Source organism: Siminovitchia fordii DSM 16014 = CIP 108821 (assembly GCF_000374565.1).
GTDB classification, from domain to species: domain Bacteria; phylum Bacillota; class Bacilli; order Bacillales; family Bacillaceae_C; genus Siminovitchia; species Siminovitchia fordii.
The window spans coordinates 214,411-240,586 of record NZ_KB894688.1 but is presented as its reverse complement, the minus strand read 5'-3'; the positions used below and the strand labels follow the sequence as shown (position 1 = coordinate 240,586).

The 26,176-nt window shown below is 41.5% G+C and carries 24 protein-coding genes and 1 pseudogene; 18 read left to right on the top strand and 7 right to left on the bottom strand.

Annotation, left to right across the window (positions count from 1 at the left end; genetic code table 11):
- Positions 1–16: 16 nt before the first annotated feature.
- The 3 genes from C509_RS0108560 to C509_RS0108550 are packed head-to-tail and all read left to right on the top strand — an operon-like array spanning position 17 to position 2,732.
- On the top strand, positions 17–817 hold the full coding sequence (locus C509_RS0108560; protein WP_018706511.1) for a sugar phosphate isomerase/epimerase family protein: 801 nt from the start codon (positions 17–19) through the stop codon (positions 815–817).
- Entirely contained in the window at positions 795–1,916 is a 1,122-nt protein-coding gene (locus C509_RS0108555) for an ABC transporter ATP-binding protein (RefSeq protein ID WP_018706510.1), read from the top strand. Before C509_RS0108560 ends, C509_RS0108555 begins: the two co-directional genes overlap by 23 nt.
- Before the next feature lie 18 nt (positions 1,917–1,934).
- The gene (locus tag C509_RS0108550) at positions 1,935–2,732 is read left to right on the top strand and encodes an HAD-IIA family hydrolase (RefSeq protein ID WP_018706509.1); all 798 of its coding nucleotides are present in this window, start codon (positions 1,935–1,937) and stop codon (positions 2,730–2,732) included.
- Between the two features lie 40 nt (positions 2,733–2,772).
- Here the strand turns inward: C509_RS0108550 and C509_RS0108545 are convergent, their stop codons facing one another.
- From C509_RS0108545 to C509_RS0108525, 5 genes are all read right to left on the bottom strand, one after another.
- The gene (locus tag C509_RS0108545) at positions 2,773–3,168 is read right to left on the bottom strand and encodes an SLAP domain-containing protein (RefSeq protein ID WP_018706508.1); all 396 of its coding nucleotides are present in this window, start codon (positions 3,166–3,168) and stop codon (positions 2,773–2,775) included.
- Positions 3,169–3,195: 27 nt separating this feature from the next.
- Entirely contained in the window at positions 3,196–3,351 is a 156-nt protein-coding gene (locus C509_RS26730; protein WP_018706507.1) for a hypothetical protein, read from the bottom strand.
- A gap of 321 nt (positions 3,352–3,672) precedes the next feature.
- Complete coding sequence (locus C509_RS0108535) at positions 3,673–4,293, bottom strand: TetR/AcrR family transcriptional regulator (protein WP_018706506.1); 621 nt, start codon at positions 4,291–4,293, stop codon at positions 3,673–3,675.
- Between the two features lie 15 nt (positions 4,294–4,308).
- A complete protein-coding gene (locus C509_RS0108530; protein WP_018706505.1) occupies positions 4,309–4,734 on the bottom strand; it encodes a DUF5392 family protein in 426 nt (141 codons plus the stop codon).
- A gap of 7 nt (positions 4,735–4,741) precedes the next feature.
- Positions 4,742–5,473, bottom strand: coding sequence for a GTP pyrophosphokinase (locus C509_RS0108525; protein WP_018706504.1), 732 nt, complete (start codon positions 5,471–5,473; stop codon positions 4,742–4,744).
- A 278-nt stretch (positions 5,474–5,751) separates the two neighbouring features.
- On the opposite strand from C509_RS0108525, the gene C509_RS0108520 reads away from it, so the two are divergent.
- Positions 5,752–7,026, top strand: coding sequence for a DUF5068 domain-containing protein (locus C509_RS0108520; RefSeq protein ID WP_018706503.1), 1,275 nt, complete (start codon positions 5,752–5,754; stop codon positions 7,024–7,026).
- A 186-nt stretch (positions 7,027–7,212) separates the two neighbouring features.
- Positions 7,213–8,040: a bifunctional hydroxymethylpyrimidine kinase/phosphomethylpyrimidine kinase gene (thiD, locus tag C509_RS0108515; protein WP_018706502.1), complete on the top strand. Its 828-nt coding sequence runs from the start codon at positions 7,213–7,215 to the stop codon at positions 8,038–8,040.
- A gap of 156 nt (positions 8,041–8,196) precedes the next feature.
- Here the strand turns inward: thiD and C509_RS0108510 are convergent, their stop codons facing one another.
- Entirely contained in the window at positions 8,197–8,550 is a 354-nt protein-coding gene (locus tag C509_RS0108510) for a DoxX family protein (RefSeq protein ID WP_018706501.1), read from the bottom strand.
- 613 nt (positions 8,551–9,163) lie between these two features.
- On the opposite strand from C509_RS0108510, the pseudogene C509_RS24730 reads away from it, so the two are divergent.
- The 6 genes and pseudogenes from C509_RS24730 to C509_RS0108475 all read left to right on the top strand — a co-directional run bounded on the left by C509_RS24730 (position 9,164) and on the right by C509_RS0108475 (position 17,178).
- A pseudogene (locus tag C509_RS24730) lies at positions 9,164–10,494 on the top strand (APC family permease).
- A 180-nt stretch (positions 10,495–10,674) separates the two neighbouring features.
- Positions 10,675–11,775 carry an agmatine deiminase gene (gene aguA / locus C509_RS0108495; RefSeq protein ID WP_018706498.1) on the top strand — a complete coding sequence of 367 codons (1,101 nt, stop codon included), beginning with the start codon at positions 10,675–10,677 and terminating at the stop codon, positions 11,773–11,775.
- A 183-nt stretch (positions 11,776–11,958) separates the two neighbouring features.
- On the top strand, positions 11,959–12,726 hold the full coding sequence (locus C509_RS0108490) for a hypothetical protein (RefSeq protein WP_018706497.1): 768 nt from the start codon (positions 11,959–11,961) through the stop codon (positions 12,724–12,726).
- Positions 12,727–13,076: 350 nt separating this feature from the next.
- On the top strand, positions 13,077–13,796 hold the full coding sequence (locus tag C509_RS0108485) for a hypothetical protein (protein WP_018706496.1): 720 nt from the start codon (positions 13,077–13,079) through the stop codon (positions 13,794–13,796).
- 1,613 nt (positions 13,797–15,409) lie between these two features.
- The gene (locus C509_RS0108480) at positions 15,410–16,687 is read left to right on the top strand and encodes an ATP-binding protein (protein ID WP_018706495.1); all 1,278 of its coding nucleotides are present in this window, start codon (positions 15,410–15,412) and stop codon (positions 16,685–16,687) included.
- A gap of 23 nt (positions 16,688–16,710) precedes the next feature.
- A complete protein-coding gene (locus tag C509_RS0108475; RefSeq protein WP_018706494.1) occupies positions 16,711–17,178 on the top strand; it encodes an ASCH domain-containing protein in 468 nt (155 codons plus the stop codon).
- A gap of 41 nt (positions 17,179–17,219) precedes the next feature.
- Here the strand turns inward: C509_RS0108475 and C509_RS0108470 are convergent, their stop codons facing one another.
- Entirely contained in the window at positions 17,220–17,834 is a 615-nt protein-coding gene (locus C509_RS0108470) for a TetR/AcrR family transcriptional regulator (protein ID WP_018706493.1), read from the bottom strand.
- Positions 17,835–18,001: 167 nt separating this feature from the next.
- On the opposite strand from C509_RS0108470, the gene kynU reads away from it, so the two are divergent.
- From kynU to C509_RS0108435, 7 genes are all read left to right on the top strand, one after another.
- Positions 18,002–19,279 carry a kynureninase gene (gene kynU / locus C509_RS0108465; protein ID WP_018706492.1) on the top strand — a complete coding sequence of 426 codons (1,278 nt, stop codon included), beginning with the start codon at positions 18,002–18,004 and terminating at the stop codon, positions 19,277–19,279.
- A gap of 167 nt (positions 19,280–19,446) precedes the next feature.
- On the top strand, positions 19,447–20,226 hold the full coding sequence (gene kynA / locus C509_RS0108460) for a tryptophan 2,3-dioxygenase (RefSeq protein WP_051088680.1): 780 nt from the start codon (positions 19,447–19,449) through the stop codon (positions 20,224–20,226).
- An 88-nt stretch (positions 20,227–20,314) separates the two neighbouring features.
- Complete coding sequence (locus C509_RS0108455) at positions 20,315–21,658, top strand: sodium-dependent transporter (RefSeq protein WP_018706490.1); 1,344 nt, start codon at positions 20,315–20,317, stop codon at positions 21,656–21,658.
- Positions 21,659–21,677: 19 nt separating this feature from the next.
- Entirely contained in the window at positions 21,678–22,310 is a 633-nt protein-coding gene (gene kynB / locus C509_RS0108450; protein WP_018706489.1) for an arylformamidase, read from the top strand.
- A 550-nt stretch (positions 22,311–22,860) separates the two neighbouring features.
- Complete coding sequence (locus C509_RS0108445) at positions 22,861–24,111, top strand: MFS transporter (protein WP_018706488.1); 1,251 nt, start codon at positions 22,861–22,863, stop codon at positions 24,109–24,111.
- Positions 24,112–24,296: 185 nt separating this feature from the next.
- Positions 24,297–25,085 (top strand): IclR family transcriptional regulator, encoded by a 789-nt coding sequence (locus C509_RS0108440; RefSeq protein ID WP_018706487.1) that lies wholly within the window; start codon positions 24,297–24,299, stop codon positions 25,083–25,085.
- Positions 25,086–25,146: 61 nt separating this feature from the next.
- The gene (locus C509_RS0108435) at positions 25,147–26,166 is read left to right on the top strand and encodes a TRAP transporter substrate-binding protein (RefSeq protein ID WP_018706486.1); all 1,020 of its coding nucleotides are present in this window, start codon (positions 25,147–25,149) and stop codon (positions 26,164–26,166) included.
- The last annotated feature ends 10 nt before the right edge of the window (positions 26,167–26,176 follow it).

Here is a 26,176-nt window from a genome sequence, read left to right as displayed (position 1 = left end):
GAAAGGCGGGAGAGATGTGAAATACTCGGTTTCGACATATACATTGTTTGGACTGCCAATCGAAGCGGCCATTCGTACTCTCATTGCAAAAGGCTGGAATTCGATTGAATTAATGGGGGAAGGAATCCATCATGGCAGGTCGCTGCTGGACATGGATAGGGAGCATTTAGAGAAGATTGCAAGCCTAGGTAAAAGAAATAGAATCTCGTTCGGTTTTCATCTTCCGATTGATGGATTCAACCCAGCATTGCCAAATGAAGAGACAGAGCAGCTTTGGAAAAAATGTTTGTTCATCGCTGAAATATTGGAAGTGGACTATGTTTTATTTCATCTTGGAACCAATCCATCAGTTGATAACGGGGTTGAATCAGCGGCCCGGTTTTCGAAGAAAATGCTTCGGGATTTACCGGAAAAATCGAAGCTTGTGATAGAGAATGTTCCCCATGCGGAAATGGCTGTAGGTACCTCTATGGATGAGCTTATAAAAGTTATACAAATGATTGATGATCCGCGTGCAAGCATCATGTTAGATACAGGGCACTGCTATATGAATAAGAAACATCAGTTTTTAGAAGAATGTCAAAAAGTCTTTCCTTATTTATTCGGACTTCATATCAATGACAATCATGGCTTAAGTGATGAACATTTGCAGATCGGTGAAGGGACCATCCCTTTTCAGCCTTTATTATTTGCTTTGGAAGACAGGGAGTTGAAGTACGTATTTGAAACAAATACTCTAGAGCGTGCCGAGAACTCGAAGAATTTTGTAAAAATGAAAAGCTGGAGGATAGAAGATGTTGAAAATTCAATTAAATAAAGTACACAAAAAATATCCTGGCAGCTCAAATCATTCTGTTAAAAATTTCAATTTGAATATTGAAGAAAAGGAGTTTATTGTGCTTGTCGGTCCTTCGGGATGTGGTAAGTCAACTACTCTAAGAATGATTGCCGGATTGGAAGATATATCTGATGGAGATTTATTGATTGATGGCCGCAGGGTCAATGAGATAGAACCAAAAAACCGGGGGATCTCCATGGTTTTCCAGAACTATGCGTTATATCCTCATATGACCGTTTTCGAAAACATGGCTTTTGGATTGAGGCGTCAAAAGATGCCTAGGAATCAGGTGAAGGCAAAAGTGGAGGAAGCTGCCAAAATCCTGGGTTTGACAAGCCTGCTAAAAAGGAAGCCGAAAGAACTTTCAGGCGGTCAGAGACAAAGAGTGGCCTTGGGGAGAGCGATCGTCCGGAATTCAAGCATTTTTTTGATGGATGAACCGCTATCCAATCTGGATGCAAAATTGCGTGTACACATGAGAGCTGAGATTATCAGGCTGCATCGGCAGTTGGGAACAACGACGATTTATGTCACTCATGATCAAACAGAAGCCATGACGATGGCCACAAGAATTGTCATTATGAAAGATGGGGAAATTCAGCAGATCGGTACACCTTCCGAAGTTTACAGAACACCTGAGAATATGTTCGTGGCTGGGTTTATCGGATTGCCGGGCATGAACTTCCTGCAAGGGAGAGTACAGGGAGATCGATTTGTATTCGGTTTAGGCGAAGCATTTTATCAGTTTTCACAAAGTCAGAAAATCCTTATAAAGGAAAATACGAATGAAGATATTATTATGGGAATCAGGCCGGAGGACATTTCCATAGCAAGTGAAGAAACCACTTTAAAAGGAGTAGTGGAATTAATAGAAATAAATGGTGCAGAAATGCTTGTTCATACACGGCTGGCCAATCAACAAATTGTAATTAAATGTAAAACGGACGATGCCTTGAAGATCGGTTACAAGGTCAATCTCTACTTTAATGAAGAGGCAGTTCATATCTTCGATAAAAAATCAGAGAAGCGTTTAATGAATAAAGAGATTCAATTTGAGGCTTTGCTTACTTCTTCTTGACAACGGGGGAATGAATCGATGAATATTGATGATTTTGAAGCATATTGTTTTGACTTAGATGGGACGATTTATTTGGGGAATCAAATTTTGCCCGGAGCAAAAGAAACGCTCGAAACGTTGAGAATGAATCATAAAAAAGTATTATTCATTACAAACTCACCTACACAGACAAGGGAAGAGTGCCGGAGAAGGCTGGAATCCCTCGGTATAGACGTATGCAGCAATGAAATATTGACAGGACCTTTCATATCGGCTTTGTATTTCTCGGAGAATTTTCCAGATGCTCTCATTTATGTTGTAGGAGAAGAAGCAATCAGGACAGAGTTCAATCATTTTTCATTAAAGGTGACGGAGGACCCTTCGGAAGCGACACATGTATTGGTGGGATTGGATCGATCCTTCACGTATGAAAAATTGAACATGGCCATGAATGCTGTTAGAAACGGAGCGAAACTCATAGTGACCAATCCGGATCCGACATGCCCGGTTCCGGGAGGATTCGTTTCCGATACCTATGCCATCGCCCGTGCCATTGAAGTCGCATCAGGAAAGTCCATCTTCCAGGTAACCGGGAAGCCTTCGGCTTTTTACGGCGAGCGGATCCTGAAGGAATTAAATGTGGAAAGCGACCAGTGCTTGATTGTGGGTGATCGGCTGGAAACCGATATTCTATTGGGCAAATTCAGCAAAATTCGTACGTGTCTTGTTCTGACAGGGGTAGCAAGGAAAGAGGACGTCGATAAAACAAAGATTTATCCGGATTTTATTATCAAGGATCTCAATTCTTTGTTTTTTAAAGTAAAACAGCCATGCTGAAATCCAAATAAATCAAGAGCAAGAAAGAGCGGCGTTTATGTCACTCTTTTTTTATTGGTAAATGAACCTGTATCATCCAGTTATCGGGATCAATATTCGGCCTTATAACGGAATCCTTGGAAAAAACAAATGACCAAGGCAGTGCAGATTCCGCTTGCAATCGAAGATCGAGTTCAAATTCTTCTTCAGCGATCAAAAGGTTATCTTTGTCTAAGATTTTGGCTTTCACACGCTCGATATCCATTGGTTTTTCAAAACCATTCCTCAACAACACAGTTGCAACTGCACCGCCATTTTTCTTATATTTTCCTCTGACAAGTGCAACACCGAATTCCTTATGTATCGGTGCAAGCCCTCCAAGAAATTTGTTCAGATCATCCTTTTGCTTTTGCGGCAGTCTGTCTTCCCATACGGAATGAAAGTGCAATTTGCTCATGAAACCCTGCCTCCAATCAAAGTTGTCCTATCTTAAAAAGGGGATAAAGTGTTCCAGCAATAAAATTAAAATGATAATAGCTGAAGCTTCAAATATGGAAACGGGAATAGATACATTTTTCTTGTTCTCAAATAAAGATGTATGATTTTTGATAAACACAAAAAGTAAAATGACGATTGACACGCCAATAACACTAATGGGAATTCCCTCCCGTATTTTTTATCCATATTTTATGGGATTCAATCGAAATTGTACAGGGATAAAAAAGTAGGGGGTGCATTCGACATATTTCCCGAGAAATAATTCTGAGGTTCCTTAAGAAATTCCATCATTTTTCGGGGGCGGTTTCATTCGGCAAGTGAGTAGAAAGGCAATACAGATTCATATGATGCCAGCGTACCGCAGTTTGGAAAACATGTGACAGGCAAGGAGGTTGGCTCCCTGCCTATCTTTGATGATATAGACTATATCTGACTCCTGGCAGACCCGTTGCATGACTGTTCTTTAATTGAATGCAGATTCTCGGACCACCCCTTTTTTGATTAGAGTCATTTCCATTTTAAGATTATCCAGTGATTCCTGGTGAGACAAATTATGGGCGAACGTTTCAACCAAATTTCGGAACGTAATAGTTGTAATGATTTGCAGAACATGAAACAGCTCCTTTTCGCTGGAGATGTTCAGGTTACTCTTGTCGATCAATGCCGCTGTCGCTTTGAAGTTCTCGCTGTTTTTATTGTTGTCGTTGATCGTTCGGGTAAAAGAGCTTTCTATTTTCTGCGTCATATTTAGGAATGCATTCTTCAAAAAGTGAAAATGCTCCTCCTCTTCAAGCATCCGTTCATAAAAGGCAATAGCTGTCTCAAACAGGTCCCCCTCACATTCATTTAATATGGAAAGGAAATTGTATTTTTCTTTTTCTGCCAATTCATCGAGCAAGAAAAAAAAGGCATCGTCCTTATCATCGAAATACTGATAGAAGCTTCCTCGCGGAATTCCGGCTGCTTTTACAATGTTGGAAATGGAAGCTTCAAATAAAGGGACTCTTGAAAATTCACTTTTGATCGCACGAATCAATACTCGTTTTTTTTCATCAGGTAAATTATAAAACGTCAACTTTGGCATAATGTCTTTCATCCTTTATGAATTCTCTTTATTTTCCGCTTCCAAGAACTGTACAAAGTGGTTGATGGCCAGTACCGGCGACTCTTTTACCATTGTTGTGTATTTCCTTTTCAGGGAAGCCGAAGCGATGTCACTTTTTTCAATTCGGCTGATGACGTAATCGACACTGATCTTTTGAATCTCTTTCCTATGGTGTTTAGCTTCCTTGGACATCGCCATACCAAATGCTCCTAATACTGCGTAAAGGATGATTGTCAGCACCATGTTTTGCCTGTCCGGAATGAAAAATAAGATGGTCACTAAATTAAAAACAGAGATAAGGATCAAAGGAAGGGACCAAAATCCATATTTTGATGCCTTTTTCAATAAAGGGGATATGAGTTCATTCAACTTTTCAAGTTCCCTCTGTATGAAAGGAGGGAGATTTGCCATTGGAAGCATAGCTTTTTCACTCCTCATTCTTTATTTCTTTTAAAATCTCTTCGGTGATTTGGAACCGCCCGTCAAATGGCAGGCTGCTTTCAAATTGGTTATGCTCTTTGATTTTGTTCACCTGATCATGGATCTTTTCCATTTTTTCATCAAGCTTCAAGGCCGTAAAGGCAGCTTCAGTTAATTCTTCCTTCAGTTCACTTGGTATTTCGCCATCATATTTATAGTAGATTTTATGTTCCAGGCTTGCCCAAAAATCCATTGCAATTGTCCGGATTTGTACCTCTACAAATACATGATCTACCCTGTCGGACATGAAAACGGGAATCTGGATAATCAAATGTACACTGCGATAACCATTAGGTTTCGGATTCTTAACATAATCTTTGGTTTCAATCAAGGTAATATCTTTTTGGCTTTGCAACATGCGGCTAATTTTATATATGTCGGAAATGAACGAGCAGGTGATCCGGATTCCGGCAATGTCCCGGATGTTTTCCTTGATTGCCGAAAGTGTAAGACCAAATCCTTTTCTATAAGCTTTACTGATAATACTTTCGGGTGACTTTAGCCGAGATGTGACGTGTTCAATCGGATTATAATCGTCGGCGTATTGGAATTCCTGTTTTAAAATATTAATTTTCGTATTCACTTCATCCAAGGCAAATTTGTAAGTCATCATGAAACGGACCAATGAGTCCTTCAGATTTTTCACGTTGTCAAGTTCTTTTGAAGCTATCGATGCCATATTCAGACTCCTTTTGTGACACATTGTCATATCTATAATATAAGTGTAAGTGACAATGTGTCATTCGTCAATTGTCATGCAAGCATATGCATAAAAAGAACGCATCAAATAAATAGGTTGATATATTTGTAAAAAAAAGGGAGTCATTAAGCCGAATGGACTATTCATCTTCATTTGAAGTGTTAGGCCATTTGTTTCGTTTTCCCTTAAAATGCACCAAGAGCAGTTTGTAAATGCTATGATACGTTTGAAAACAAATTGTAAAAGGGGAAATTAAAATGAAATTTAAAAAGCTGGCCATGGTTATATTGGCTGTCCTTTTGCTTGGAGCGTGCGGAAGCAAAGCCGATGATAAAAAAGAAGAGGCGAAACCTGCTGCAACAAAAGAAAAAGCAGATGAGACCGAAACAGTTGAAGCGGATGCCGAAGAAAAAGATGAAGATAAAGAAGAAGAGAAAGACGAAGAAAAGGATTCCGCAGACAAAGCAGACGACGGTTCTGTTTTAAACACATATATTGAGGAGAAAACAGGCGGGGATGTTGAAGTTATTTATACAAATAAAAACCCTGGACTAAAGCATTCATACAGTGATGATGTTACGATTGAAATTGATGAATACCAAATTGTCCATGTAACAAACATGAATGAGTCGAGCAAGGTCGATTTCGAAGACGAGGATGAAGGATACGTCCTTACATATAAAATGACATTGGATAATAAATCTGATGAAGACGTGTATTATTCAGGGGGCGTTTCATTATTGTCGGATGATGGTGGAGATTACATCATTCCGAGACAGCACTTCGTTGATCGGGAAGAATGGCTGAAGGATGAAAGCACAGAAAATGCATCCCAGTATTCCAAGGGGAAAAGTTTTACAGGGATGAATGCTCACTCGATGACCAAAGCACAATATGAGAGCTTAACTTCTCCGACTTTGAAGATTGACGGATTATTCCTGGATGATGATGTAAGTAAAAAACTGGGTGAAGAAGCAGTGTTCAAGCTGCCATTTAATGAAAAAGGTGCTGAAAAAGCTGAAACTTCATCAGAACTTTATCAAGATAAAATGGTGACAGACAATATCGCGGACAAGGAAATCTTTTTCGAAAAAACCGATATCAATGAAACGAAAGAAATCGATGGTGTGAAAATCACCCTAAATGGTGTTCAGTATGCCAATGTCACTCCGACAGCTGCCCATGCTGAAAGGTTCAGGAACTTTGGAGATGGCGGCTTGGTGGCACTAACTGTAAAAACAACGATTGAAAACGGAAGCGACACTCCTTTTGATAAATTCTTGGTCGAAAGAAAGCTGACAATCGATGATGACCGAGGAACAATGTTTAATCAGGGAATGCTTGAGCCGAACTATTCCGGTACATCCAACCCTGGAGACAAAGACGAGTTCCTTACAGTTTTCCTATTCAGAAAAGACGAGTTCGACATCTTTAAAAAGTTCGAGCTTCAAGTCGGGCCGCTTAAAGATGATAGCGCCAAGGCATTATTTAAAGAGAAATCTGTTACGTTCGAATTGCCTGTGAAGAAATAATATCAGGCCGCTATAAGAAATCCGGTTCAAAATGTTGTATTCATTTTGAACTGGATTTTTTTAAATGAACGCTGCCAGTATGAACTCCTTGCAAAAATCCGCTTGGTTAAAGGATAATGTTCATAAGATTTTAATAGAAAAAAACGGACTTTAGCTTGATACATCAGGCCAGAGAGGATTGATCACATGAGTATACCTAGAGCATTATCTATTGCAGGTTCTGCAGCTAGAGGTGGAGCCGGAATCCAAGCGGATCTAAAGACGTTCCAAGAAATGGATGTTTTTGGGCTTAGCGCCATAACAGCGATCGTCGCTAATCACCCTCATACAGATCAGGGTGTTTTTCCCATAGAATTGAACTCCATTGAAGCGCAGGTGTATACGGTGTTGCGTGATATTGGAGCGGATGCGATAAAAACGGGCATGCTTTTTACAGAGGAAATTATCAACCATGTGGCCAAGTGGATTGAGGAATCAGATACGCCCAATATTGTCGTGGATCCAGTCATGATCGGTAAAATGGGCTCGGCGTTGTTAAAAGATGACGCAATTGAGGCTGTAAAGACAAAATTAATCCCATTAGCCACAATCATTACGCCCAATATGCCTGAGGCTGTACGGCTGTTGGAAACAGGTCAGCCACTTACAACGGTTGAGGACTTGAAGGAAGCGGCAGTGGAATTGCAGAAGCTCGGCCCGAAATATGTCCTTGTAAAAGGCGGCCGCCTTGAAGGCCCGGCTGTCGATGTATTATTTGATGGCGATAAATTCCATTTGCTTGAAGCCCCGCGCATCGATACGATTCATACAAATGGAGCGGGATGCAGCTACTCAGCGGCAATCACAGCCCAGCTTGCGAAAGGTAAATCGGTGCAAGAAGCTGTGGAAGAAGCGAAAAGATTCATTACTGCCGCCATCCGTCACTCCATTACTTTCAAGCGGGGTGTTGGTCCAACATACCATGCCGCCTATCAGAAATACGGTGAAACAGGGGTCAACGTCATTGTAGAATAAATGAAGGAGCCAGTTCCGGTTGGAGCTGGCTTTTAAATGGTGTTGATTAAATGGATGGTCTCCTGAAAGTAGGCTGAGGTCATCGAAGCTAGTACCTGAAAAGAAGTTTCGTTCTTAAGGTAGGATGTCACGTTACCAGAAAAATTCACTCTATCCTTATTTCATTTTTCCATTATAATTAAACAAAACAAAAAGCAGCAAAAGCATCACGATGTCCAATCTTGCTCCGAAAGCAAAGTTCATAAATCCAGATGAAATTAAAGGGATTTTCGTTAACGCCAGCGCAGCTGCCATAATTCCCATCAACGGGATTGCGGCAAGCCTTGCTCCCCTATTGATTAAAATCAGAAATCCGCACACGATTTCAGTCACTGCTACTGCCATCATCAGCTGTTCGGGATACGGCAGCCTTAATTGAATAAATGTGTCTGCCAGCTCCTGATTCATCCATTTCATTGTTCCAGAAACGACGAATACGTAGGCAACCGCCCATCTTACCAAAGTGATCATTGCCATCCCCCCTCATTAACTATATGTTTCGAGATGGACAAACATTGCATTTGTTTTACGTTTATTTATGAGTACATAAAATAACAAAATGATTCGGTAGCGCATCAATTTTAAATGAAATCGGTTCGTTTTATATCCCGGCGAGGGCTCACATTTTATAAAAGGGTCTAAAGTTGTGCTAATTTACGGAAGTTTTAAAAGTGGCATATATATTGCATATAAAAAAATATTGAATAAACCAAGGAACATGTGAACTGAAGTAAAATATCCTTGGCTATTTGAGAAGGGGGCTGAATATAGATTAATTTTTAGCTGATGAATCTCACAAAAAGCAGGGCGGATTTTGCTCAAATGATCAATCCTGGCATTTGGGCTTGGCTTGGAAGCGTCATCATCTGTCAGGGCAGCAGCATAGTTGAAAAATGAATAAAATCCGCTGTAAAGAAGTACTCTTTAGGAGGTGACAACCACTTAGATGAAAAAGGGGTCCATTTTTTATCCCTTTGAAAACTCTTAAAACCATAAAAGTTTTATAAGATTATTTTGGAATGGGAGGGAGTATATGAACTTGAATGAGGCAAAAGATTTAAATGGTTCTTTGGAAAAGGGAACAATCTCTGACGGAGGACAATTGAAGAGATCACTAAAACTGAGGCATGTCGTTTTTATTGGTTTGGCGTATATGTCACCATTGGCAGTCTTCGATACATTTGGTATTATTTCCGATATTACAAAAGGGCATGTGCCAGCGGCCTATTTATTAATTATCGTGGCCATTTTATTTACGGCGTACAGTTACGGGAGAATGGTAAAAAAATATCCGTCTGCCGGCTCGGTTTATACGTATACAAGGAAAACGATGAATGCACATTTGGGTTTCCTTGTCGGATGGTCCGCCATGCTGGATTATCTTTTTCTTCCGATGATCAACGCGTTGCTGGCAAGTATTTATATGTCATCGGCTTTTCCAAGTGTTCCTTCGTGGATATGGATTGTCTTGACTATTGCTATTACGACGGCACTTAATCTTATGGGAGTCAAACTGGCGGTCATCTTTAACTACCTTTTGGTTATTCTTCAAGTAATGGTCACAACCATTTTTGTCATTTTGACTATTAGAATGATCATGTACGGTGACACCGGAAGTACATTTTCACTGAATCCGTTTTATTCCGAGGATCTGTCCTTTTCAGCAGTTTTTGCAGGAGCATCCATTTTGGCACTTTCCTTCCTCGGCTTTGATGCTGTAACAACGTTGGCTGAAGAGACTATTGAACCAAAGAAGAACATCCCCAGGGCGATCTTTATCATTGCCTTGAGTGCAGGGGCCTTCTTTGTTACGGTAACCTATTTCATGCAATCTTTATTTCCGGATGTATCCGTTTTCGGCGATGTCGAAGGCGCTTCACCGGAAATTGCGAAGTATATCGGTGGAGCCTTGTTCCACTCAATCTTTATTTCAGGTTATGTTGTTGCCGTCCTTGCCTGCGGAATAACCCAGCAAATGAGTGCATCCCGCTTACTATATGGGATGGGAAGAGATGGAGTCCTACCAAAAAAGTTTTTCGGATATGTTCACCCGAAGACTGGATTGCCCGTGTTTAATATTCTTCTTGTAGGGGCTTTGGCCATGACAGCGGTATTTTTGGATTTAATGGAAGCGGCTTCTCTTATTAACTTTGGAGCATTTGTCGCATTCACTTTTGTTAACCTGTCTGTTATCGTTTATTTTTTCAGGAAGGAAAAAAACAGGTCTGCCAAATCGGCCATCACTTCTATCGTCATACCTGGTGCGGGCCTGGCGTTCAACTTATACCTTTGGTACAGCCTTGAAACAAGCGCAATGATCCTTGGTGCTATTTGGGCGGCGATCGGCTTTGTCTTATTTTATATTTGACGAAGTTTTTCAGAGTGAGTCCGCCGGAACTCAATAATGAACAATAAAAGCGTGCGGCCTTAGGCGGGCGCCGAAGAAGTCGTAGATTGTTGGCTTATCCTTTTGCTCGCGGCGTCTAGCCGCCTAAAGCACTGCGTCCTGCGACATCCTGTCCGTCGCAGTTTCAACTAGGTTTTTACTTTTTACACATATAAAAACGACATCATTTAGAAAAGAGGAGAATGATTATGGCAAGAACAATTAAAGACAGCACACCGAAAAAAGACGGATTTAGAATTCCGGGAGAGTTCGAACCGCATAAGGGGTCAATCATCATTTGGCCGGAAAAAGGCTTTGCTTTCCGGAATGGGGGAAAACCTGCGCAGGAAGTAGCTGTAATCGTAGCAAATACAATCGCAGAATATGAAGAAATGACAGTGATCTGTTCTGCAGCCCAGTATGAAAATGCAAGAGCAAGATTATCGGAAAAAGTCCGGGTTGTGGAAATGTCGACGAATGAATCATGGGTTCAGGATAAAGGGGCATTTTACGTTATCAACGATAAAGGGGAAATGAGAGGCGTCCAATTTGGATTCAATGCATATGGTGGACTTGAGGAAGGTCTGTATTTCCCATGGGATTTGGACCAGCAGTTTGCACAAAAGCTTTTCGAACTTGAAAATATAGATTCATATGATGCCAAGCACTTTATTCTTGAAGGCGGGGCTACGCAGGTAGATGGAGAAGGAACGATTATTTTAACGGAGCAATGCAATCTGAATCCGAACCGGAACGGAGACATGTCCAAAGAGGAAGTCGAAAGAAATTGTAAAGAATATCTCGGTCTGGACAAGGTGATTTGGCTGGAAAGAGGAATGCTTTATGATGAAACGGACGGGCATGTGGATGATATCCTCTTTTTCATCAAGCCTGGCGTCATCGCTCTTTCATGGGTTGACGATGTCAATCACCCGCAATATCCGGTGTTCAAAGAAGCGTATGATGTTTTGAGCAAAGAAACGGATGCGAAAGGGAGAAAGTTTGAAATCCACAAAATCCATATCCCTGAAGTCATCCATATAACAGAAGAAGAAAACAAAGGCTTTGATATTGCTGCAGATGCGGCTCCTCGCGAGCCAAATCAGCCGTTGGCGGTTACTTATATTAACGGATATTTTGTTAATGGAGGATTTTTAGTACCTCAATTTAATGACCCTCGAGATGAGGAAGCTGTTCGAAAACTTCAAGAATTGATGCCGGATAGAAAAGTGATCGGCCTTCCGACTAAAGAGTGGTCTCTGAGCGGCGGCAATATTCATTGCATGACGATGGTCCAGCCCAGACCATAATTAGCCGGAAACGAAAAAGCTTGTAGGAAAAGTACATTTTTTCTACAAGCTTTTTCTGTTGTTATGCCAGGGAAATCTCATTTTGCCTAGCCCTGTGTCCACCTAAATTTGCCGAGTCCCTCCTTGCAGCCTCTTTGCATAAGCTAATAAATAAATTTAAAAGCAAGGAGGTGTATAAGCGAAATGGGATTATACTTCAACGAGGAGGAACACCTTTATATTTATAAAAATGATGAAGAAATTGACGCGCCCAACCAATCGGTTGTTGAAATAGATGAGTGGACAGAATTCATAGAAGGCCAGAAAAAAGCTAATGTTACCTTGCATCGATCGTTTTTGGATTTAAATAAAATGGTGGAACATCAGGAGCGGATACGAAAAAATCAATGGAAGAATATTACCTATCAATTGAAAGATTTAAGAAGATATGACCGGAAGCATGATGAGATCCATGAAGATGTAAAGGACAGGTTGACTGCGATTGAGGACAAAAACCAGAAGCAGGAGGAAATGCTGGGAGAGGAGAAGCTTTTTAAAGAAGAAGTGATGGAAAAGCTTTTGGAGGCCAGTGGAACGAATGAGGAAATCGAAAAGCGGTTAAAGTCAGTTGAAGTCGACAATGAGAAGCTTTTAACAAAATTGAATGAACAGTATGAACTTCAGAAGGAGATGGCGGTACAAATTTCGAAGCAGGAGGAAAGGCATCGGGAAGTGATCAGCCGATTGGATAACCAGGAAGCGATCACTGAAAAAATCTTGAGACAAGTGACAAATATACGCTCCATCCTGTTTGAGAGGGCCAATTACCTCGCTGAAAAAATCGAAAACAGCTATCAGCTCACCTCATCTTACGTTTACAAACTCTTGACTGGTTCCGTGGAGCCATTGCAGCTCTTTCTACTCAAACAAAAGGGGGAGAAAAAAGAAAGCAAAGAAGAACAGAATCAGTAACGATCCAAACGTGAACTGCCCCCTGTCAAGTAGACAGGTAAAAAATAAACCCTTGATGCTTAAAGGGGAGCATATCATATCGATGCCGGTTTCGGCATTCTTTTTTTATTTAAGAAAAAGAATTCAGGTGAAATGACAGATATGCAAGACAAGATCTCCATATGCCTTCTGTGCTATAGGGACGTGGAGTTTTTAAACTGGCAAGGTGATATTGTTAGGGTCAAGCTGACTTAAGATCAATCCCGGCGGATCGTTTTTAAAAATAAGACGTTATTGCTTTTTATTATTCATGACTATTTTGCAAAAGGGCATGCTAAAGATGAAGTACACACTTGAAGGAGGAACTCATAATGAAGAGGCTGACTACATATCTTTTTGCGGCCATCCTTGCGTTTGGGGTCTTTGTTGGTATGGAATCAGTTGTAATGGCTGAAATGCATGACTCTGAATTTGGTGAGCGTCAATTTAAAATGGACCCGGAAATGACAAAGAAATATGCGGAAATGCTGGGGATTGACACGGAAGGCAAGGATACGGAAACACTCAATAAGGAAATCCGCGATGTTTATATTAAAAAGCATGCGGAAGGATTAGGAATTTCAACTGAAGGAAAAACCACGGACCAATTGGAAAAAGAGATTCAAAAGATTTGGGTAACAAGAATTGCTCAGCAATATGGAATCAGTACCCAAGGCAAGGATATCAAAACTCTAAAGAAAGAAATCAAAGAAGTGAAAGTAAAAAAGGAAGCCGCGGAAATGGGTATTCCTAGTGATGGCAAATCTCTGAAAGAGCTCACATACGAGGTGCGCAAAGCGCAAATACTGAAGTATGCCAAAGAATACGGCATTTCAACCGATGGCAGGGATCTTCGTGAAGTGGCTGGGGATGTGCGAAAAGCAATGATTCATAATGCGGCTGAAAAATTAGGAGTTAACACAGACGGAAAAAGCGATCAGGAAATTTTTCATGAAATCATGATTAACCACGGGGAAAAAGCGAGGGAAATGAAACTGTTCCCATTTAAGGAAGAGATCATTTTATTCCCGAAAGGGCATCCCGGGATGTAATAGGCTATAAAAGAGTGTTTTTCTTTTATGTAGCTGAGAAGTGACTTCAAATCCTTTTTAAGAAACGCTTATATAAGAAATAAAAGAGCTAAATAGGATCATTCTTGGAAAACGGTCACTAATCCATCGTGTTAGTGACCGTTTTTTGCTGTTGGAATAGAACTCGGTCACCAATCGAGTGTATAGATGCCTGTTATCCGTAGTTGCCCACGAAAACGGTCACTAATCTAGCTTATTAGTGCCCGATTTTTGCTGTTAGAAGAGAACCCGGTCACTAATCGAGTAAATAGATGCCCGTTATCCGTAGCTGCCCACGAAAACGGTCACTAATCTAGCGTATTAGTTCCCGTTTTTTGCAGTTGGAAGAGAATACGGTCACTAATCGAGTAGATAGATGCCCGTTATCCGGTATAGCAACTGAAAACGGTCACTAATCAGGCATAATAGTGCCCATTTTTTGCAGTTGCAAGAGAACCCGGTCACAAATCGAGTGTATAGATTCCCGTTATCCGTAGTTGCCCACGAAAACGGTCACTAATCTAGCGTATTAGTGACCGTTTTTTGCAATTGGAAGAGAATACGGTCACCAATCGAGTAGATAGATTCCCGTTATCCGTAGTTGCTCCTAAAAATGGTCACTAATCCAGCGAAATAGTTCCCGTTTTTTGCTGTTGGAAAAGAACTCGGTCACCAATCGAGTGTATAGATTCCCGTTATCCGTAGTTGCCCACGAAAACGGTCACTAATCTAGCTTATTAGTGCCCGATTTTTGCTGTTGGAAGAGAATTCGGTCACTAATCGAGTGGATAGATGCCCATTATCCGGTATAGCAACTGAAAACGGTCACTAATCCATCGTGTTAGTGCCCGTTTTTTGCAATTGGAAGAGAATTCGGTCACTAATGGAGTGGATAGATGCCCGTTATCCGGTATAGCTCCTGAAAATGGTCACAAATCCAGCGAAATAGAGCCCGTTTTTTGCAATTGGAAGAGAATTCGGTCACTAATGGAGTGTATAGATTCCCATTATCCGTAGTTGCTCCTGAAAATGGTCACTAATCTAGCGTATTAGAGCCCGTTTTTTGCAGTTGCAAGAGAACCCGGTCACTAGTGGAGTGTATAGATTCCCGTTATCCGGTATAGCAACTGAAAACGGTCACTAATCAGGCATATTAGTTCCCGATTTTTGCTGTTAGAAGAGAACCCGGTAACTAATCGAGTAGATAGATTCCCGTTTCCCGCTCTTGCTCCTGAAAGTAGTCACTAATCTAGCGTATTAGTTCCCGTTTTTTGCAGTTGCAAGAGAACCCGGTCACAAATCGAGTGTATAGATTCCCGTTATCCGTAGCTGCTCCTGAAAATGGTCACTAATCCAGCGAAATAGAGCCCGATTCCCGTTTTCCGTAGTTACCCATGAACCCGGTCACTAACCAATCATATGAGAGCCACTTCTAATAAACCATTAAACCACTAATCAGTTGAAATTTATGAGGAACGAAGAATACAATTTTCCCACCCGAATCAGTCGTTAGTTTCCCAATCAGGTTGCCTTTTCAATTTGTAGATTTTCCGGTAAACTTAAATGAGTAATACAGCCTATAGAGACGGAAGGAAATGACATTGAAAGAATCATATATTATTCGACTGCCGGAAAATAATCGTGAAGTTTTGCCATACTATTATGATTACGGTGTGGCACTGGACAAAGTCCATGGATTTATTTTAAAACAGACCGGACTCATCTTAAAAATGTATCTGGACAATGAAAATGTGGAAGAAATCTGGAATGTACTGGAAGAGGATTTGGCTTCCGGAAAAGCACAGCTTCTTTCATATATTTATGATCACGTGGAAACCGGGTGCATTGATTATGAGCAAAACGACGACAAGTATGGTTTTGTGATCAAACCATCCATTAATAATGCCGTTTATTTTTATCCAGACTATGAAATTGCGTTGGTCAAGCTGCCAATTTTTCAAAGCTTTACGGATTATCAGCACGAATTCATCTATGCTAAAGACGATGAGAGCCTGCTTACATTTTTACAGTACGTATATGATCGTCAAAAGGAAATCATGAAGGATTGCGTTAGTGTCTTCACTGATACTGAAGAAGGAGTCGAACGTGAAAAGGAGAAGGTCACTTCTCTTGTAAGCAGAGAAGATGTACTGTTGGAAGAGGGGCTGAAATCGGAGATTTACCGTTCGATTGACGAGTTTTTCAACGAAAGTGGAGACTTTTTTAAAACTTATAACATCCCATATAAGCGAGGAATTTTGCTTTACGGACAGCCCGGGAATGGAAAAACAACGCTCGTGAAATCCATCGCAGGAAGTATTGATGCTCCTGTCGCGTATTGGCAGATTACGGAATATACAACGAGCTACTCCATAAAAGAGGTATTTTCCATTGTAGCGAAGATGGCACCAATGGTTTTGGTGATTGAGGATATCGATTCCATGCCGGAGTCTTCAAGGTCTGTGTTTTTGAATACGTTGGATGGGGCCACTTCAAAAGAAGGCATCTTTTTAATTGGAACGACCAATTATCCTGAAAAAATCGATCCGGCTCTGATCAATCGTGCAGGCCGCTTTGATCGGGCTTATGAAATTAAGCGGCCTGACTTCGAAATGCGCCTTCAATATCTCCTGAAAATTAAGAATATGGAGCGGTTTATGTCTAAGTCTGATGTTCTGTATATCGCCGAGCAGACAGAGAAGTTCTCAATTGCTCAATTGAACGAGTTGTACGCATCGGCTGCCCTTCAGTGGCATTATGATCAAGCTGTTGATATCGATGGTATCATCCAGAACCTGGAAGCAGCCAATGAAAAAACCCGGACACAGGAGTGGGGAGAAACGGATTATTCCAAAGTGGGATTCGATTTTTAAAAATCATACCGGAGGATGTCACGATGAACGAAGCTTCTTTAACATATTGGAATGAATTTTGGGGAAGTTCACAAAAACCTTCTTCCGTTAGTGCTTGGCAGTTCGGAGCTGAGCCCGATAAGCTGGCTTCACTGGTAATTGCAGGCAAAAAACGAGCAACATGTTCATGCAAGCTTCTGTATGACCTTGAAAATGAGCCTCTCCCAAAAGAAGGTGATTACAGCATTATCCTCGATAGTGAGGATCAGCCGGTAGCCATCATTCGAACAACCGAAGTGGAAATCCTACCGATGAATGAAGTGACGGAGGATTTTGCCATTTCAGAAGGGGAAGGCTCATATGAGGAATGGTGGGATATCCATGTCAAATTTTTCACAAGTGAATTAAAAGAAAAAGGCCTTTCATTCTCTGATGAAATTTTGCTTGTCTGTGAGCGGTTTGAGCTGATTGACTGCAATGAAAAGGGAAAAACATTGGCGGGAAGCCTTTGAGTGAATTGTTCGCTCAAAGGCTTTTTGATTTTGCCGGAATTTTACTTATATAGCCCCCCGGCATATAGTTCTGACAGGTTTTCAGATACGGCATCCAAGTCCTCTTCAATTTCCCCTAGAACCAGATCCCACATGACCTGCTCATTCATGTAAAACCATCCTTTTGCGATAAGGGCAGCGTCAAACCTTTCAATTGCCAGTCCTGCATCCTGGACAAATTGAATATCTTTTGTGATTCCTGAAATAAAGCGGGCCCGGATGCTATTCCACTTTTCTTTAACGATTGCCGAAACTCCGATTGCTTCTTTTACGACCTTCATCATTTCTTTTTCTTCCAAGGCTGACTGCATGAAAAGGCGCGTCTGTTTTAGAATCTGTGCATACGCTTCCTCTTTTGTACGGGGATGAAAAGGAAGTCCTGCGACATCGTACATTTTTTGCATGATGGTTTCCATCAATTCTGTAAACAGGTCGTCTTTGTTTTTGAAATAGACGTATGCCGTTCCGTAACCTGTATGTGCCAGCTTATTGATTTGTGTCATAGTGGCTTTTTGAAACCCCTTTTCTAGAAAGACCGCCCGTCCTGCATTCAGCAGGTTCTCCCTCGTTTGCAATGCTTGGAGCTGCCGCTTGGACATTTGCTCAGAGCCGTCCATTTTATTTGCTCCTTCCTTGGTGTTTTAGCCCTATTTTACCGTGTTAAAGGTTCCTAGGCAATCGGATAGGTGATATAATGTCATTGACATTATATCATTGACTAATGATAAACTATTCAGGTATAGTAAATTTATACTGAAAATTCAGGGGCGAAGGAGTAGGTAATATGACTGAGAAATCATCATTGGAATATGCTCAGCAGTTAGACCGGGAGGATGACCTTAAGCAGTATCGCGATGAATTTTACATCCAGCCGGAAACGATTTATTTTGACGGTAATTCCCTCGGACTGTTGTCAAAAAGAGCGGAAGAATCACTATTATCCATGCTGGAATCGTGGAAGCAGTTCGGCATTGACGGTTGGTTAAAAGGAGACAATCCATGGTTTTATTTTTCAGAAAAGCTTGGTGAAAAATGTGCTCCGCTGATTGGCGCCGATCAAAATGAAGTCATTGTAACCGGATCAACGACAGTCAATCTTCATCAGATCCTTTCGACTTTTTTCAAACCGGAAGGGAAGAGAACGAAGATATTAGCAGATGAATTAAACTTTCCAACCGATATTTATGCTATAAAAAGCCAGCTTCGGGTCCATGGACTTGATCCCGAAGAGCATTTGATCCAAGTAAAAAGCCGGGACGGTCAAACGCTTGATGAAAACGATATCATTGATGCGATGACGGATGAAGTGGCGATTATTGTTCTTGCTGGTGTCTTATACCGGAGCGGACAGATTTTGGATATGGAGCGATTGACGAAAGCGGCTCATGAACGCGGAATTCTAATTGCGTTTGATCTATGCCATTCCATTGGTTCTGTTCCCCATTCTCTGAGTGACTGGGATGTGGATTTCGCTTTTTGGTGTACGTATAAACATTTGAACGGAGGACCGGGTTCCGTTGCGGGCATGTATGTGAACAAGAAACATTTTGGAACAAGCCCCGGACTTGCAGGCTGGTTCAGTTCGGATAAAAATAAGCAGTTTGATATGGAGCATGAGTTGTCGGCAGCACCTGATGCAGGGGTGATGCAAATGGGAACTCCCCATTTGCTAAGTGCAGCTCCGCTTCTGGGATCATTGTCGATGTTCGAGGAAGCGGGTATTGAAAAAATCCGTGAAAAATCATTGAAAATGACGGATTATATGATGACGTTGATTGATGCCGAATTAAATGGATTCGGTTTTACCATGGCAAATCCCCGGGATGAAGAGAAAAGAGGCGGCCACATTTTCCTAGAGCATGAGGAAGCTGCTCGTATTTGCAAAGCATTGAAGGAAAACAACGTCATTCCGGATTTCCGTACACCGAATGGAATCCGTTTGGCACCAGTGGCCCTTTACAATACGTTTGAAGAGGTATGGCAGGTCGTCAAGATTCTGAAAAAGATCATGCAAAATGAAGAGTATAAGAAATTTGAAAACAAACGGGATGTTGTTGCATAAGCAGGGATGTAGGCCGGCTCAGCCGGACATCCCTTGATTTTTGATCGTCTATGAAGGCGTTCACACGTTAATGAAAAAAGGAGGAGAAGACATTGTCAAAATCCATATCGGAGCTATATAAAAAACTGGAGAGCGAAAAGGGGATCCATACTGATTTCAAGAACAACATGACTTACGGGGAATATTTGAACCTGGACAAAGTTTTATCGAGTCAAAAACGGCTTTCCGACCATCATGATGAAATGCTGTTCATCATTATTCATCAAGTGAGTGAGTTGTGGATGAAGCTGATTTTGCATGAAATGACAGCTGCCATTAAAGCGATTGATGAAGGAGAGCTGCACGCAGCTTTCAAAATGCTGTCCCGTGTATCCAAAACTCAGACTCAGATTATTCAGGCTTGGGACGTTCTCTCCACATTGACTCCGGCTGAATATTTGGAGTTCCGTGATTCTCTTGGCCAGGCTTCAGGCTTTCAATCATATCAATACAGGCTGATTGAATTCGCACTGGGTTATAAATCAACCCATATTTTAAAAATCTATGAAAAAGATCCTGAGGTGCACGAAGCCCTTATGCTGGCATACAAGGCTCCAAGCATTTACGATGTAGCTATTAAAGCTTTGGCGCGCGCAGGTTTCGATATTAACCCGGAACTGTTGGACCGCGACTTTTCACAAGTCTATTCGGGTGATCCTACCGTAGCGGCAGCTTGGAGAGAGGTTTACCGCAATGTAGACAAATATTGGAGCTTATATGAACTTGCGGAAAAGCTAGTTGATATCGAAGACTGGCTGCAGCAGTGGCGTTTCCGCCATATGAAAACAGTTGAAAGAATCATCGGATTTAAAATGGGTACTGGAGGGTCTTCAGGAGTCAACTACTTGAAGCAAGTATTGGACCATCGATTTTTCCCTGAACTTTGGGATTTGAGAACTGAATTGTAATACGGTTCCGGACCATCATCAATGATGTACATTGATGATGGTTTCAGATAAAAAATTATCAGAAGGTTTAGAGTAGGGGGGAAGAGTAATGGAGAATAGAAAGGATCAATGGTCATCCAAGCTGGGCTTTATTTTGGCATCGGCTGGTGCTGCAATCGGGCTTGGCGCCATTTGGAAATTTCCTTATGTAACTGGAATGAGCGGTGGAGGGGCCTTTTTCCTCATCTTTGTCGTATTTACTTTGCTGATTGGACTGCCGATGCTGGTCTCAGAATTTATCATTGGACGGGGATCTGGGGCTGAAGCCATCAGTGCATATAAAAAACTGGCTCCTGACAGCTTTTGGGTGTGGGTCGGAAGACTGGGCGTTCTTGGCTGTTTCCTGTTGCTTTCATTTTACAGTGTTGTCGGCGGCTGGGTATTGATTTATACAGGAAAGTCCGTTGTTGGAAAGGTGATTGGTGATGGGGTCAATTATCCGGAACTATTCGGATCAGTCATTGGCAGCCCTTCCATGACCCTTCTTGGTTTATTGCTATTTTCATTGATTAATATCTTAGTTATTTCAATGGGCGTCCAAAATGGGATTGAAAAAGCGAATAAATATATGATGCCGCTTTTGTTCATCTTTTTTATCATTTTGGTTATACGTGCCCTGACGCTTGATGGTGCGATGGAAGGAGTAAAGTTTTTCCTGGCTCCGGACTTTTCAAGTATAACAGGTGAGTCCCTGCTATATGCATTAGGGCAGTCGTTTTTTTCACTTGCAGTCGGATTTTCATGCATGGTTACGTACAGCTCCTATTTAAAAAGGGATGTCAGTTTGACATCTTCCGCAGGTTCTGTTGTCGGAATGAACATTTTCGTTTCCTTGCTTGCAGGTTTAGCAATTTTTCCAGTGGTTTTTGCGTTTGGATATGAGCCTGCCGAAGGGCCGGGTTTGTTGTTCATCGTACTGCCTTCGGTATTTGCACAAATACCATTTGGAGAATTGTTCCTGAGTTTATTCCTGATTCTATTTTTATTTGCCACATTGACATCATCATTCAGCTTGTACGAGATTATTGTAGCTGCATTTACGTCCAACGGGAAACGTTCAAGAAGGCCAGTCACTTGGATTGCAGGATTAGTCATCACCCTGGCTGCGATTCCTGCTGCTCTTTCTTCAAGCAGTCTGGCGGAATTCATGATTTTTGGAAAAAGTGTGTTCGATGCGACCGACTACCTTGTCAGCAACATCATGCTGCCGTTTGGTAGCCTGCTCATCGCACTATTCATTATCCATCGCATGGATAAAGCGCTTGTAAAAGAAGAATTCCAATTGAACGGATCGCGTTCTGGCGTTTTGTATTCTTCTTGGCGTGTCTTGATGACCTGGATTGTACCAATTACAATCGTTGTTGTATTTTTAAATACATTAGGGATTATCTAAAAGATGGTGGTGGTTTATCATGGGAAATCGGAAATGGATTGATATTTCGCAGCCGCTGACTAATGATATTGGCGTTTGGCCCGGCGATACACCTTTTACGTTTACATTGAGCTTCACGAAGGAGCAGACGGGCTCTGTAAACATTGGCCAATTTACAACAAGCGTCCATACAGGGACGCACGTTGATGCTCCGTACCACTTTGATGAGAACGGAGAAAAAATACACGAACTTGATGTCAACATCTATATCGGAACAGCTCGAGTAGTGGATGTGACTGGCTGCGACATGATAGGAAGGGAAGAACTGGAATGCTTCGATCTGGATGGTGTCGAGCGCCTGCTTCTCAAAACATCGGATGGGCGGGGTATAAGCCGATTTCCGGAAAAGTTTACGGTTTTCCGTAAAAACATCGGTTCCTTTCTTAAAGAAAAAGGCATCCGCCTTCTTGGAACGGACGGCCCGTCCGTTGATGCAATTGACAGCAAAACCATGGATGCACACCATTCGCTGAATGACAACGGTGTTTATATTCTGGAGAACATCGTGTTGAGTGAGGTAGAGCCGGGAGACTATGAATTAATCGCTCTACCACTGGCCATTGAAGGAGCGGACGGGAGTCCGGTAAGGGCAGTATTGAGGCCATTGGCGTAAAAGTAAGAGGCATTGCCTGGAGGGCGATGCCTCTGTTTTTATAAAAAATTACCTCTTCAACCAATTTTTTTATTGTCCTGATGGGGGATCTGCATCCCTTTAAAATGTACAATAAGATTGCTCCAATGTAGGCAGCTCATCTCGGTTCGCTGCAATATGTATTCTTTCTGTGCTTGGAATGATGTTGTGGAAAGGGGATTCCAATAATGCTCCGTTTCTTCAGCATCTATTTCGAGGTTTCACTCCTCTTTCAAGATACCTCTTCTTTCTTCATGTGGTGACAGATGCCGAGTGTGTAAGATTCTTTCCTCACTTACATGAAAAAGCTTTTCATGACTATATATATTAATAGATGACCCTCAATTATTTTTGGCTCTTTAAATCGTTTCAACTTTTAAACTCTCAATTGACAAGGCTGTTACCCTTTTTTCTAACAAAATCTACTGAATTTCATACTTTGAAACTATGCCATCTCTTTAATAGAGAAACCTGTTAAGGTTAAATAATAGAGTCTTTTTAAAAACTTGTATAGAAAAAGAGTTGATTGTTCATGACAGATTTGTATAAAGAGTATGCTAATAGAGTACCTTGGAAAATGCTAGGGTGGCTCCTGCTGATACAGACACTTGTGGCTTTTGTGGGAAGAAGCCTGGCTCCGTTAGGTTTGTTGATAGGGGAAGATTTAGATCTGACAAAAGCGCAAATAGGCTTGCTCCCTGCAGCTTTATTTTTGGGGCAGTCGTTGGTGTCGATGCCAGCAGGATTGCTTGCAGATAAAATTGGATCGAGAAAATTACTCATTTTGTTGACTGGTTGCCTGGGAAGCAGTTTTTTTCTCATGACTTTCACTTCATCGCTTATTCCGTTGCTTGCAGTTGTGGTGATAGGGGGCATCGGCTATGGTGCATCTCACCCTGCTACAAACCGTGGAATCATGTTTTGGTTTCCGGCTGAAAAAAGGGGAACGGCCATGGGAATCAAACAGATGGGCGTTACGTTTGGTTCCGCGATGGCGGCCCTGTTGCTGTTGCCTTTGGCGGGCTACTGGGGATGGCGTCCTACAGTTTTAACGGCGAGCTCGATTTTACTTGCAGCAGGAATACTCACTTATTTTTCATATAAGGAACCGGGAGAGAAAAAAGCTAATGTATTAACTGGAAAGAAAAATAATACTCTACTGAACTTTAAAAACTTGCTAAAGAATAAGCCCTTGGTATTAGTAAGTGTCAGTGCGTTGATTTTAAGTGGAGCACAAATGATTTTAAACACTTACTTAGTGTTGTTCTCCTACGAAAGACTCGGCATCAGCCTATTTCTTTCAGGCACATTGCTTGTTATTTCAGAAGTAGGCGGCTCTTTCGGCAGAATCGGGTGGGGAGTAATCAGTGATCGCCTATTTAAAGGAGAAAGGATTATTGTATTATTCATTATCTCCTTGCTAGCTGCTAGTGTGTCCGTTTTAGTGGCGCTTCTTCCGGCTAATACTTCTTATACAATGATGATTCCCATCGCATTTTTGTTCGGCTTTAGTATTTCCGGGTTTAATGGGATCTGGATGAATGCCACAACTGAGCTTGTGCCGCCACATCAGTCCGGACTGGCTACAGGGTTCAGTATTACGATAGGCTCGTGGGGTGTGATCATCGGCCCCCCTCTGTTTGGGTTTGTTTTGGATGTGACCGGGTCTTTTAGAACGGGTTGGTTTTTTGTTACTTTGCTCATGATCATCGTAATGATGCTTTTATTATTTACCATGTCATCTTTACAAAATAGGGATGATCGCATGCATGGCTTTTCTTAAATAGAGTTTCACTATTTTAAACTTCCTCCTTGTGAGGGAGTTGTTTTGTCATTATAGTTATGTTTGATATTTAGTATTTAAAGAAAATGATAACGCTTTCTTGGTTGGGAGGTGAGGGACAGATAGAGTTATAGTATGTATGAAAAAGAAGTCTTCGGTATTACAAATAAAAAGGAGTGGTCCGTATGATTGCTTCAGTTAAAAGGGCATGCGCAATTATAAGCTGTTTTACACGCGAAGAGCCTGTGTTGGGAAATGCAGAGATAGCTGAAAAACTCGGATTAAGCAGAAGTACTACGCACCACCTGATTTCGACACTATGTAATGAAGGCGTTTTAATAAGAGACATTGACAGGAAATATAGATTAGGATGGAAACTGCTTGAATGGAATAATAGCGTGATGTTCCAACAAGACTTTTATAATAGGGCGATGCCTTTAGTAAAAGAGTTGACTGATAGATTCAGGGGGACAGCACATATTGGCATGTTCGATAAGGGGGATGTTGTTTTTGTGTTAAGAATCTCCTCGGAAGATGCCGATTCGGTTCCCACCTATCTGGGAGCGAGAAAACCGGCTTATTGCACAAGCGCAGGAAAAGCTCTGCTGGCTTATAATAATGCCTACCTTCAGGAAACAATTGATAAAGGATTGTTGCAACAAGGGCCAAATACGATAACAGATATCAGAATACTGAAAAAAGACTTAGAGTCTGTAAGAAAACAAGGTTATTCAATCAGCAACAATGAAAATGACACATGTACCTATGCCATTGCCGCTCCAATCATGTCGTATTCCGGGGAGACCATTGCATCGGTTAATTTAGTAGGTCCGACAAGTTACATGAAAAGCCTTCACAGAAGCCATATTATTCAAAGTGTAGTAAATACGGCAAAAGCGATTTCGCGGGAGTTGGGCTATATTGAAGTGAATGGTTCATATAGTGAATATTCTAAGAAATTTAAATACTCTTAATTATATCGCTGATATACGCATCAATAAATGACACACATAAAAACTAGGGGGGAATTTGGTTATGAAGAAGTATAGATTCCGTATTCTTGTCATGTTCATCGCTGCAGTTATGTTTTTATCTGCGTGTGGCAGCGGAGGCTCCGTGAAATCATCCGGCAATGGTGGAGAGGGTGGGGAGAAGACCTACGAATTCAAGCTGGGACATATTGCTCCTCCTGACCACATATGGAATGAAGCAGCTGAAAAGTTGGCTGAGGAGTTGGAAGAGCGCTCTAATGGGAGAATGAAAATGGAATTATATCCTGGCGGACAGTTGGGAAGCGATTCTGATATGGTACAACAGTTGGAGACAGGGTCATTGGATTTTGCGTTCATTACAAACGCATTCCTGACATCCAAATCCGATGCGTTCAGCGCGTGGTTTGCGCCTTACCTTTTTGGATCATACGAAGATGCATTGGAAGCAAGTAAAAGTGATGTGGCTAAAAAAATTCTTGCGACACTTGATGATCAAGGATTAAAAGCTTTAGATTATTTCTTCTCAGGTCACCGTACGATGATGTTTAGAGAAAAAGTAGAAACACCGGAAGACATGGACGGACTGGCTCTGCGTGTAACCCCAAGTCCAGCTTTGGAAGATTGGTACCGTTCATTGGGAGTCAGCCCTGAGTCAATCTCTTTGCCTGATGTTTATCAATCTGCACAAACAGGTGTTATTGACGGAATGGATATGGACTTGGATGCTGCAGTCACTTCCAACTATAACGAGGTGACGGGTTATGGAGCTGTGACCAATCATATGGTATGGCCTTCCGTGATGATTATGAACAAAGATCTATACGAAGGAATGTCTGAAGAGGACAAGAAAATTGTGGAAGAATCCATGGCAGCTGCTTCTGAATTTGCCACGACAAAGCGTGCATCACAGGAAGAAGAGTTCATCAAAACTCTTGAAGAAAGAGGTATGGAACTTTACGAAATTGATCCATCTTTGTTTGAGAAATATACAAAAGAATTTGATGAAAAATACAAAGCAATAGATCCTCTGATCGAAGAATTTATTGACACGTTCCGAAAATAGGGGGAGGCTG

What these genes read in the sequence shown, in the direction of transcription:
- C509_RS0108555 (WP_018706510.1), top strand. Translation starts at nt 795, where the DNA reads ATGTTGAAAATTCAATTAAATAAAGTACACAAAAAATATCCTGGCAGC.
- C509_RS0108550 (WP_018706509.1), top strand. Translation starts at nt 1,935, where the DNA reads ATGAATATTGATGATTTTGAAGCATATTGTTTTGACTTAGATGGGACG.
- C509_RS0108545 (WP_018706508.1), bottom strand. Translation starts at nt 3,168, where the DNA reads ATGAGCAAATTGCACTTTCATTCCGTATGGGAAGACAGACTGCCGCAA.
- C509_RS0108535 (WP_018706506.1), bottom strand. Translation starts at nt 4,293, where the DNA reads ATGCCAAAGTTGACGTTTTATAATTTACCTGATGAAAAAAAACGAGTA.
- C509_RS0108530 (WP_018706505.1), bottom strand. Translation starts at nt 4,734, where the DNA reads ATGCTTCCAATGGCAAATCTCCCTCCTTTCATACAGAGGGAACTTGAA.
- C509_RS0108525 (WP_018706504.1), bottom strand. Translation starts at nt 5,473, where the DNA reads ATGGCATCGATAGCTTCAAAAGAACTTGACAACGTGAAAAATCTGAAG.
- C509_RS0108520 (WP_018706503.1), top strand. Translation starts at nt 5,752, where the DNA reads ATGAAATTTAAAAAGCTGGCCATGGTTATATTGGCTGTCCTTTTGCTT.
- thiD (WP_018706502.1), top strand. Translation starts at nt 7,213, where the DNA reads ATGAGTATACCTAGAGCATTATCTATTGCAGGTTCTGCAGCTAGAGGT.
- C509_RS0108510 (WP_018706501.1), bottom strand. Translation starts at nt 8,550, where the DNA reads ATGATCACTTTGGTAAGATGGGCGGTTGCCTACGTATTCGTCGTTTCT.
- aguA (WP_018706498.1), top strand. Translation starts at nt 10,675, where the DNA reads ATGGCAAGAACAATTAAAGACAGCACACCGAAAAAAGACGGATTTAGA.
- C509_RS0108490 (WP_018706497.1), top strand. Translation starts at nt 11,959, where the DNA reads ATGGGATTATACTTCAACGAGGAGGAACACCTTTATATTTATAAAAAT.
- C509_RS0108485 (WP_018706496.1), top strand. Translation starts at nt 13,077, where the DNA reads ATGAAGAGGCTGACTACATATCTTTTTGCGGCCATCCTTGCGTTTGGG.
- C509_RS0108480 (WP_018706495.1), top strand. Translation starts at nt 15,410, where the DNA reads ATGACATTGAAAGAATCATATATTATTCGACTGCCGGAAAATAATCGT.
- C509_RS0108475 (WP_018706494.1), top strand. Translation starts at nt 16,711, where the DNA reads ATGAACGAAGCTTCTTTAACATATTGGAATGAATTTTGGGGAAGTTCA.
- C509_RS0108470 (WP_018706493.1), bottom strand. Translation starts at nt 17,834, where the DNA reads ATGGACGGCTCTGAGCAAATGTCCAAGCGGCAGCTCCAAGCATTGCAA.
- kynU (WP_018706492.1), top strand. Translation starts at nt 18,002, where the DNA reads ATGACTGAGAAATCATCATTGGAATATGCTCAGCAGTTAGACCGGGAG.
- kynA (WP_051088680.1), top strand. Translation starts at nt 19,447, where the DNA reads ATGACTTACGGGGAATATTTGAACCTGGACAAAGTTTTATCGAGTCAA.
- C509_RS0108455 (WP_018706490.1), top strand. Translation starts at nt 20,315, where the DNA reads ATGGAGAATAGAAAGGATCAATGGTCATCCAAGCTGGGCTTTATTTTG.
- kynB (WP_018706489.1), top strand. Translation starts at nt 21,678, where the DNA reads ATGGGAAATCGGAAATGGATTGATATTTCGCAGCCGCTGACTAATGAT.
- C509_RS0108445 (WP_018706488.1), top strand. Translation starts at nt 22,861, where the DNA reads ATGACAGATTTGTATAAAGAGTATGCTAATAGAGTACCTTGGAAAATG.
- C509_RS0108440 (WP_018706487.1), top strand. Translation starts at nt 24,297, where the DNA reads ATGATTGCTTCAGTTAAAAGGGCATGCGCAATTATAAGCTGTTTTACA.
- C509_RS0108435 (WP_018706486.1), top strand. Translation starts at nt 25,147, where the DNA reads ATGAAGAAGTATAGATTCCGTATTCTTGTCATGTTCATCGCTGCAGTT.